Annotated in this window: 9 protein-coding genes; 6 read left to right on the top strand and 3 right to left on the bottom strand. The window is 68.0% G+C overall.

Annotation, left to right across the window (positions count from 1 at the left end):
* Positions 1-87: 87 nt before the first annotated feature.
* The 3 genes from AB0I34_RS11265 to AB0I34_RS11255 all read left to right on the top strand — a co-directional run bounded on the left by AB0I34_RS11265 (position 88) and on the right by AB0I34_RS11255 (position 3,234).
* A complete protein-coding gene (locus tag AB0I34_RS11265; RefSeq protein ID WP_360443165.1) occupies positions 88-960 on the top strand; it encodes an amidohydrolase family protein in 873 nt (290 codons plus the stop codon).
* Positions 961-1,026: 66 nt separating this feature from the next.
* Positions 1,027-1,500: a MarR family transcriptional regulator gene (locus AB0I34_RS11260; RefSeq protein WP_360443162.1), complete on the top strand. Its 474-nt coding sequence runs from the start codon at positions 1,027-1,029 to the stop codon at positions 1,498-1,500.
* 12 nt (positions 1,501-1,512) lie between these two features.
* Entirely contained in the window at positions 1,513-3,234 is a 1,722-nt protein-coding gene (locus AB0I34_RS11255) for an MFS transporter (RefSeq protein ID WP_360443159.1), read from the top strand.
* 3 nt (positions 3,235-3,237) lie between these two features.
* Here AB0I34_RS11255 and AB0I34_RS11250 read toward each other — a convergent pair whose 3' ends face one another.
* On the bottom strand, positions 3,238-4,254 hold the full coding sequence (locus AB0I34_RS11250; protein ID WP_360443156.1) for a methyltransferase domain-containing protein: 1,017 nt from the start codon (positions 4,252-4,254) through the stop codon (positions 3,238-3,240).
* Between the two features lie 201 nt (positions 4,255-4,455).
* Here AB0I34_RS11250 and AB0I34_RS11245 point away from each other — a divergent pair, with 201 nt between their 5' ends.
* Entirely contained in the window at positions 4,456-5,196 is a 741-nt protein-coding gene (locus AB0I34_RS11245) for a class I SAM-dependent methyltransferase (RefSeq protein WP_360443153.1), read from the top strand.
* Between the two features lie 87 nt (positions 5,197-5,283).
* Here AB0I34_RS11245 and AB0I34_RS11240 read toward each other — a convergent pair whose 3' ends face one another.
* On the bottom strand, positions 5,284-5,712 hold the full coding sequence (locus tag AB0I34_RS11240) for a VOC family protein (protein WP_360443150.1): 429 nt from the start codon (positions 5,710-5,712) through the stop codon (positions 5,284-5,286).
* 161 nt (positions 5,713-5,873) lie between these two features.
* Here AB0I34_RS11240 and AB0I34_RS11235 point away from each other — a divergent pair, with 161 nt between their 5' ends.
* A complete protein-coding gene (locus AB0I34_RS11235) occupies positions 5,874-7,685 on the top strand; it encodes a sugar-binding domain-containing protein (RefSeq protein ID WP_360443147.1) in 1,812 nt (603 codons plus the stop codon).
* Here AB0I34_RS11235 and AB0I34_RS11230 read toward each other — a convergent pair.
* On the bottom strand, positions 7,670-8,674 hold the full coding sequence (locus AB0I34_RS11230; protein ID WP_360443144.1) for a putative sulfate exporter family transporter: 1,005 nt from the start codon (positions 8,672-8,674) through the stop codon (positions 7,670-7,672). The two genes, AB0I34_RS11235 and AB0I34_RS11230, sit on opposite strands and share 16 nt — an antisense overlap.
* Positions 8,675-8,692: 18 nt before the next feature.
* Here AB0I34_RS11230 and AB0I34_RS11225 point away from each other — a divergent pair, with 18 nt between their 5' ends.
* Positions 8,693-8,911 (top strand): hypothetical protein, encoded by a 219-nt coding sequence (locus AB0I34_RS11225; protein WP_360443141.1) that lies wholly within the window; start codon positions 8,693-8,695, stop codon positions 8,909-8,911.
* Positions 8,912-9,042: the final 131 nt, after the last annotated feature.

Here is a 9,042-nt window from a genome sequence, read left to right as displayed (position 1 = left end):
GGATAGTACGTAGGTACGTAGTTCTTGCAAAGCCTGCACGTGAGGTACGTCGCTTCCCGGTCGCGCTGAGCGCCTTACTCTGGGCGGGTGCGAGACAGCGACGTACCGGCGTGGTGGCGGCGGCTGGGGCTGGACGGGCTGGTCGATGTGCACGTCCACTTCCTGCCGGATCAGGTGATGAACGCGGTCTGGGCGTACTTCGACCAGGCGCCGCAGCACTACGGCACCGAGTGGCCGGTCACCTACCGGACCTCGGTCGAGGAGCGACTGAAAACCCTCGAAACGTTGGGGGTTCGGGCCTTCCCCGCGCTGGTGTATCCGCACAAGCCGGGCATGGCCGAGTGGCTCAACGCGTGGGCCCGGGACTTTGCCGCGGCGACGCCCGGATGTGCGCCGAGCGGGACCTTCTATCCCGAGCCGCGTGCCGCGGACTATGTGCGCGAGGCGCTCGAACGGGGGACGCGGATCTTCAAGGTCCACGTCCAGGTGGGTGATTACGATCCGCGCGAGGACGAACTGGACGACGTGTGGGGTCAGCTCGCGGAGGCCGGCGTACCGGTGGTTGTGCACTGTGGATCCGGCCCGATCCCCGGCCGGCATACGGGTCCCGGACCGTTCGGCGACGTACTGCGCAAGCACCCGCGCCTGACCGCGGTCATCGCCCACCTCGGCATGCCCGAGTACGCCGAGCACCTGGCCCTCACGTCGTACCCGAACGTCCACCTGGACACGACGATGGCTCTCACGCCCTTCACCGAGTCCCTCATGCCGTTCCCCAGGGAGCTCACGCCCCGCCTGGCCGACCTCCAGGACCGCATCGTCCTCGGCACAGACTTCCCCAACATCCCCTACGAGTACGCCGTCCAACTCTCCGCACTGGAGTCGCTGGATCTCGGCGACGACTGGCTACGCGCCGTCTGCTGGGACAACGGCACCCGCCTACTCAGCCTGTCTTGCTGAGCAGAACCAGTCGAGTGAGGCTCAGATCACTTTGTGGTGAGGCTCGGGCAGATACATAATGAGGTTATGCAGATACATAACCCCATTATGTATCGTGAGGGCTCCGGCATGGAGCTCCTCGTGGTGCTCGAACAGCTCGTGCAGCTCGTTCGCCCCGTCGGAGGCTTGAGCAGCGCCGCTTCGTCCACGCTGAGCCGCCTCGGGCGTGCGGGACCACAGCGAATGACGGAGCTGGCGCAAGCCCAACGCATCTCCCAACCCGGCATGACCCAACTGGTCACCCGGATGGAACGTGAGGGCCTGGTACGGCGTACGACGAGCACCAGCGATCGACGCGGCGTACTCGTGGAAGCGACCGAGGCCGGACTCGATCTCTGGGCACGCATGCGAGCCGAACGCGCCGACGTCCTGCAGGAGCTCCTCGACCGGCTCGACCCGCAGGACCAGACCACCATCTCCGCCGCCCTCCCCGTCCTCACTCAGCTCGTCGAATCGGCGTACGACGACGACCAGCCGACCACATCGGCAACCCCACGTTAGGAAGTGCCATCCATGGCTTCACCCCACGGGGCGACCCCCACCCCGTTCAAACAACCACGGGCGGTCTGGGCCGTCGCGTTCGCCTGCGTCATCTCGTTCATGGGCATCGGTCTGGTCGACCCGATCCTGCCCGCGTTGGCCTCCAGCCTGCAGGCCACCCCGAGCCAGGTGTCGCTGCTGTTCACCAGCTACCTGGTCGTGACCGCGGTCGCGATGCTCGTGGTCGGCTGGTTCTCCAGCCGCTTCGGCGCCAAGCGGACCCTGATCGTTGGACTGACCCTCATCGTGGTGTTCGCCGCACTGGCCGGTTCGTCCGGCTCGATCGGTGGCATCGTCGGCTTCCGGGCCGGCTGGGGCCTGGGCAACGCCCTGTTCATCTCCACCAGCCTCGCGGTCATCGTGGCCTCGGCCAGCGGCGGCTTCGCCGGCGCGATCATCCTGTACGAGACCGCGCTCGGCCTCGGGATCGCGGTCGGACCGCTGCTCGGCGGCGAGCTGGGCAGCATCAGTTGGCGTGGGCCGTTCTTCGGCGTAGCGGTGCTGATGGCCATCGCGCTGGTGGCCACCGCCATCTTCGTGCCATCGCTTCCGAAGCCCGACCACAAGACATCGCTCGCGGCGCCGCTCAAGGCACTTCGCCATCGGGGCCTGCTGACGATGGGACTGATGGCGCTGCTGTACAACTGGGGCTTCTTCACGATGCTCGGCTATGCGCCGTACCCGATGGAGCTCGACGCCCACCGGCTCGGCCTCGTGTTCACCGGCTGGGGACTGCTGGTCGCCGCGTTCTCGGTGTTCGTCGCCCCACGCCTGCAGGCGAGATTCGGTACGGCGCCGGTGCTGTACGTCAACCTGTTCGCGCTCGGCATCGTCATGGCCGCCATCGCAGCGGGCGTCCACACACCGACGGTGGTCATCGTCGCGGTCATCGTCAGTGGCGCGTTCATCGGTATCAACAACACGCTGACCACGCAGGCGGTCATGCTCGTCTCGCCGGTCGAGCGGCCAGTCGCCTCGTCGGCGTACGGCTTCGTCCGGTTCATCGGCGGCGGCCTGGCACCGTTCGCCGCCGGAAAGCTTGCCGACGCCACCAACCTCAGCGTCCCGTTCTATCTCGGCGGCCTTGCCTTCCTCCTCGCCATCGCCGTACTCGCCACCGGCCATCGGCTGGTCAGCGCGGCGGAGGAGAACCCGGCCGAGGGGTCCCCGGTGCTCCCGTCGCTGCAGCGGGTCGGAGACGCTCCTTCAGCGGAGCACCGGCCGGTCATCGTTGCCGTCGCCGCCACTGAGGACGCGGCCGCGGTCGTCGATGCTGCCGCCCTCCTCGCTCGCAACGCCGGCACGACGCTGGAGGTCGTCCACGTCCGCGAGACCGCTGTCGTCGAGGAAGTCGCCCTCGATGCCGAGGACGCCGAGCGGGCCCACGCGGCCGTCGTCGCTCACCTCGACCGGCTTGCCGCACACAACATCGCCGCGACCGGGCAGGTACTCACCAGCGTCGGCGACCATGCCGCCGCCGGCCGCGCACTGGCCCGCTATGCCACGGATGTCGGCGCCCGCGTCATCGCACTCGGCCGGTCGCCGCGCGGACCAGTCGCACAGTTCGGCGACGGCAGCATCACCTCCGCCGTGACCCACGCCGCAACCTGCACAGTGATCCTGCTGGAGCCCGACAAGGATCCGGACACACTGACGGCCTCCAGGCTGCGAGAGCTGAGAGACAGAGCCGCCTAAGCTTCAGCGCCGCTCCCGCGGCCGGGTGAGGACGTAGGCGGTGGGAGTGGCGCCGTTGTATCTGAGGAGACGTTGGCGGACCAGCTTGAGGCCCCTCTGGTGCTCGATCGCCTTGTGGAGCAGGCGTTTGTCCTCAGTGAGGAGTACGGCGCGACCGTCGGTGGTGAGGACTCGATCGATCTCGGACAGGGCGGCTGCGTAGAGGGTGCGGTTGGCGTGGTGGGTGCCGACCAGCTTGCCGAACGGGAGGTTGGTGATGATCCGATCGACGGTGCCGGCGGCGTACGGGAGGGCTTCTGCTGTCGCCTGTGCGAGGCCACCTAGCTGTTGTCGATTGTGGTCCGCGATCGCGAGTGCCCGCGGGTCGCGGTCCGTCCCGATGACGCGGCCGCTTGGTTGCCGGCGGAGTGCGGCGAGAAGGATGGTCCCCGTGCCGCAGAACGGGTCGACGATGCGTTGACCCGGCTGAAGTTTCGCCAAGCGCACAAGGACTTCCGCGACGAGCGGGGTGGTTGACCACGGCAACCGTTCCAACCGCCCGAAGCGCCGCATCCACGACAGCGGACCGATCTCCGCGATCGAGCCGTCTGCGGTTCGGGTGAGGTTGACGTCCCAACTGCCAGGCTGATTGATCCAGCCGAGCTCGCGCTCGATCGCGGTGATCACGGCGTACCTGACTCCCGGATCGTCGCAGCCGACTCGGAAGCCGATGGGGGTTGGCAGAGTTGCGAGTACGCCGTCCTGTCCCGACTGCGCGAGTGGGCGCAGGAAGTCGTCGTGGAGGGCGATCGCCACCGTGGAGTAGAGAGAACAAGCAGCGATCTCACTCAGCCGGCCGTCGACCATGCATTCGACGGAGTCGTTGGTCAGCTGATGGATCGAGTCGACCGACGGCAGCGAGCGAAGCTCCTCCATGAGGAGATCCGCGGCGCCATCGAGGGTGCGGAGTACGAGACGGTCGGTGACATGCTGATCGAGGCCGGGCGTGATGACGCGCCCCGGCGAGTAAGTGCCGGACATGCGGAAGCTCCTGAAGAGTCGCGATCGACAGAACAGTCGAAGCGCGGCGCACGCACATCACGGCAGCTCGAAGAGACGGCACGACAGAGAAGTCGATGCCGGAGTGCCACACCGTGGCGCGCGCCTTCAGAAACGCATCATCACCCAGGACTCTAAGCGACGCACGCGCTCCGATCATCTGCTTTTCAGTAGAATTCCGGAGTGGTCAACGGAGCGCGCATACACACGACCGAACAGTTGCTCAGCATCCTCGACCAGGTCGTGGCGGCGAGCGCCCGTGGAGATCGATCACAGTCGTCGGCGGCCGAGTTCTGGACCGAGATGCTGACAAGACCGGGCCACCCGCTCGCCACACAACTGCCGGACGAACCGCTGGTCGACTGGCACGAGCGCGGGTTGCTCGGGGACCTGGACGGTGCCCGAGTACTCGACATCGGCTGCGGCTCTGGTCGCAACAGCAGATGGTTCGCCCAGCAGGGCGCGACGGTCGAAGGCATCGACCTCGCCGCGCCGCTCCTCGAGTCCGTCCGGCCCGGCATGCCCGACACGGTGAACCTCACCGCGACGGACGTCCTACGAGATCCCCTGCCGGCCGGGCAGTACGACGTCGTGTACGACTCCGGCTGCTTTCACCACATCGCCCCACACCGGCGGATCACCTACCTCGACCGCGTGCTGCCGACTGTGCGCGAGGGCGGCCGGTTCGGCATCGTGACGTTCGCCGCCGAACGCATGGAGACTCCAGCCGACCTGGACATCGTGATGAGCGGAGACACGTACGGCGGCATGGCCTTCTCCCTGGACGACCTCCGAACCGTCTTCACCGCCCTCGAACCCCTCGAACTCCGCGCCGTGCACCCCGGCCGCAGTGGCACCTTCGGACCCGACTTCCTCAACGCGGCCCTCTTCAGCAACTCTCGAGGCGTACGGATCAACAGGTAGTACACCGACGGGACGGTGTACACACCAGGCTCTCGAAGCGTGGGTGCCCTACCCCACGACCCAACACCTCCTGTCCTTACGGACCACCTAAGGCCAGGAGGTCATGAACTCACCGGCCAGCGCGACATGCCAGACGTGGCCGTCCGGATCGGCGAAGGCGCCGTCGTAGCCCCAGTCCTGCTCGCCCGACGGCCGTACGATGTCCGCGCCGGCCCGCTCTGCACGCGCCAGCAGGTCGTCCACGTCGGCCCGCGTCGGCAGGCTGAGCGACACGGCGCACTCGCTCCGCCCAGCCGTGGCCTGCTTCCGTCCGCTGAGCACCCAGCCGAACCCAACCTTCGGGATCAGCATGACCCGGACGCGGTCGCCGAGCGTGAGGCGCAGCGGCTCGGGTACGCCGTCGCGGTCCAGATCGCCGGGCGTGGTGAATCCGAGACCGGACCGGTAGAACTCGTACGACCTCCGGCGGTTCGCGATCGGCAGGGCAATGGTCACGATCGTCGGCTCGACCTGCATGTGGAGTCTCCTTTTCCGCTTGTCCTTCACCAACCCGACGAACGAGGGTGCCCGAGACCGACACGGACCTTCGAACCAACACCTGGAAGACCCATTGCTGGGCGCATTCCAACGTTGTACTGTCGTGCCGACCCCTCAGAAACCACGTCACGGGAGTGCTCATGACTCAACCTCGTGCGGAGTACCCGCGCCCGCAGTTCGTTCGTCCGGAGTGGGTGAATCTGAACGGCGAGTGGCAGTTCGAGATCGACCGGTCGGACTCCGGTCTCGAGCGCGGGGTCCGGGAGCGAGAGCTCGCGCAGCGGATCACCGTGCCGTTCGCGCCGGAGACGAAGTTGTCCGGGATCGAGGACGTCGACTTCATGGAGGCCGTCTGGTACCGGACGACCGTCACGATCCCGGCCGACTGGTCCGGCAAGGACGCCGTACTGCACTTCCAGGCGGTGGACCACGACGCGACCGTCTGGGTGAACGACGTCGAGGTGGTCCGGCACCGCGGTGGGTTCACGCCGTTCAGCGCCAACCTCCGCCAGGTCGCCAAGCCCGGCGAGGAGGCAACCATCGTCGTCCGCGCGCGGGACAGCCGGTACGGCGCGCAGGCCCGCGGCAAGCAGTCGACGAAGTACTTCAACCACGGCTGCCACTACACCCGGACGACCGGGATCTGGCAGACCGTCTGGCTCGAGGCAGTGCCGACCGTGCACCTGGGCCGCCCCCGGATCACCCCCGACGTGGCCGGCTCCAGCTTCCACCTCGCCGTACCGGTGTCGGCGAACAAGCCGGGCTGGAAGGTCCGCGCGATCCTGAAGGACGCCGACGGCGAGATCACCAGGCAGGAGGTCCGCGCCGATCTCGACTTCGCGCCGCGGCTGACGCTGCAGGTCCCGGCGGATCGCGTCCGCCTCTGGGACACCACCGATCCGCACCTGTACGACGTCCGCCTCGAGCTGATCGATGCCGACGGCAACGTTGTGGACGGCGCGGACAGCTACGCCGGGCTGCGGTCGGTGTCGATCAACGGCCAGGCGATCCTGATCAACGGCAAGCATGTGTTCCAGCGGCTGGTACTGGACCAGGGGTACTGGCCCGAGAGCTTGATGACGGCGCCTTCTGACGAGGCGCTGGTTGCGGACATCGAGCTCGGCCTGGCGGCCGGGTTCAACGGCGCCCGGCTGCACCAGAAGGTGTTCGAGGAGCGGTTCCTGTACCACGCGGACCGGCTCGGCTACCTGGTCTGGGGCGAGTTCGGCGACTGGGGCGAGAACCTTGCCGACGGCACCCAGGAGGACAACCAGCAGCCGACGGCGTCGTACGTGGCGCAGTGGCTCGAGGCGGTCGAGCGCGACTACAGCCACCCGTCGATCATCGGCTGGTGCCCGCTGAACGAGACGCACCAGTTCCTGCACGACCGGATCACCCAGCTGGACGACGTCACCCGGGCGATGTTCCTGGCCACGAAGGCGGCCGACACGACCCGGCCGGTACTCGACGCGTCCGGGTACTCGCACCGCGTGCCCGAGACCGACGTCTGGGACTCGCACAACTACGAACAGGACCCGGCCGAGTTCGCCCGGCAAATGGCCGGCCTCGCGGACGGAGCGCCGTACGGGAACACGGGCGGGCACGAGCAACGGCCGATCTCCCAGCCGTACGCCGGTCAGCCGTACTTCTGCAGTGAGTTCGGCGGCATCTGGTGGAACCCGGAAGAGGCCGCGAAGTCGGCCGGTGACAACCGCATCGAGTCCTGGGGCTACGGCCAGCGGGTCGTCGACGAGGAGGCGTTCTACGCACGCTTCACCGGTCTGGTCGACGCGCTGCTCGACGACGCGCTGATGTTCGGCTACTGCTACACGCAGCTGACCGACGTGTTCCAGGAAGAGAACGGCATCTACCGCTTCGACCGCAGCAACAAGCTGGACGTGCCGCGGATCAAGACGGTGCAGACCCGCCCGGCGGCTTACGAGAAGGACTGAAGTCCGAGGCTTCCCACCGCGACCAGGGCCCACAGGATCGCTCCGAGCAGGAGCGGCCGGGGCCCTGCGTCGCGTAGTTCGCGCGGCCGCAGCGACAGGCCGATCGCAACCAGGGCCGAGGTGATGAGGCAGGTGCCGATCAGGCTGAGCGTCGGGAGCCACCCGTCCGGCACGAGCCCGGCCGAACGCAGGCCCGCCGCGGCGACGAAGCCGATCAGGAACATCGGCACGAGCCGGCGCCACGGAAGACGTGTCCGCGGGCGGTCCGGGTTCTCGCGATCGGCGGTCCGCGCGTCACGGCGGGACTTGAGCACGACCAGGGTCAGGACGATCGGGACGAGCATCAGCGAGCGGGTCAGCTTCACCACGAGGGCCTGGTCGCCGGCGTCGGCGCTGTAGGCGTAGCCGGCGGCGACTACCGATGAGGTGTCGTTGATCGCGGTACCCGCCCACAGGCCGAAGGCTTCCGGGCTGAGGCCCATGAGGTGGCCGAGGGGCGGGAAGGCGAGGACGGCGACCACGTTGAAGGTGAAGATCGTCGCAAGCGCGTAGGCGACTGATGATCGCTTGGCTCCGATGGCGGCGGTCGCCGCGGCGATCGCGGAGCCGCCGCAGATCGCCGTACCGACTCCGATCAGGGTCTGGGTGTCGCCGCGTACGCCGAGCAAGCGGCCGAAGAGCCACGCGCCGCCAAGCGCGATGGCCAGCGTGCCGAGCATGACGGGGAGTGAGGAGGCGCCGACACGTGCCACTTGCTGGAGGGACAGGCCGGTGCCGAGTACGACGATCGAGACCTGGAGCAGGTTCTTCGCTGCGAAGTCGTAGCCGGGGCGGCACCGCTCAGCCCGCAAGGTGGGAATTAACAGGCCGGAGAGAACCCCGAGCACGATGCCGAAGACTGGTCCGCCGACCACTGGTACGAGTCGCCCGAGCGGAACGGCGATGGCGGTGAGAAGCAGCACGACGACCAAGCCCGGCAACCGCGACACGGCGGAGCCGACGCGGCGGTGGGTGCGAGGTGGAACTGGGCCAAGGCGACCGCGGACGGGGTGCAGAAGACCGTCGAGGGCCCCCCTGAAGCGGGGGTGCGGGTCGTGGAGGGCCGCGCTGAGGCGGGGGTGCGGGCCGTGGAGGGCCGCCCTGAAGCGGGGGTGCAGGCCGTGGAGGGCCGCGGTGAGGCGGGAGTGCGGGCCGTGGAGGGCGGCGGTGAGGCGGGCGCGGCGTGAGACGGGGGTATCCGGGGTGTGCGGTGGCCTAATCTCGACCTGCACCATCGGACTGGTTCCTCCCCGCTGAAAATGTACGCACATTTAAGCTAGGAGATGACCGGACATTTGGCAAGCCCACTCCCGGGAGG

The organism is Kribbella sp. NPDC050281 (genome assembly GCF_040655855.1).
Classification (GTDB): domain Bacteria; phylum Actinomycetota; class Actinomycetes; order Propionibacteriales; family Kribbellaceae; genus Kribbella.
This window is presented reverse-complemented; position numbering and strand designations above follow the sequence as displayed.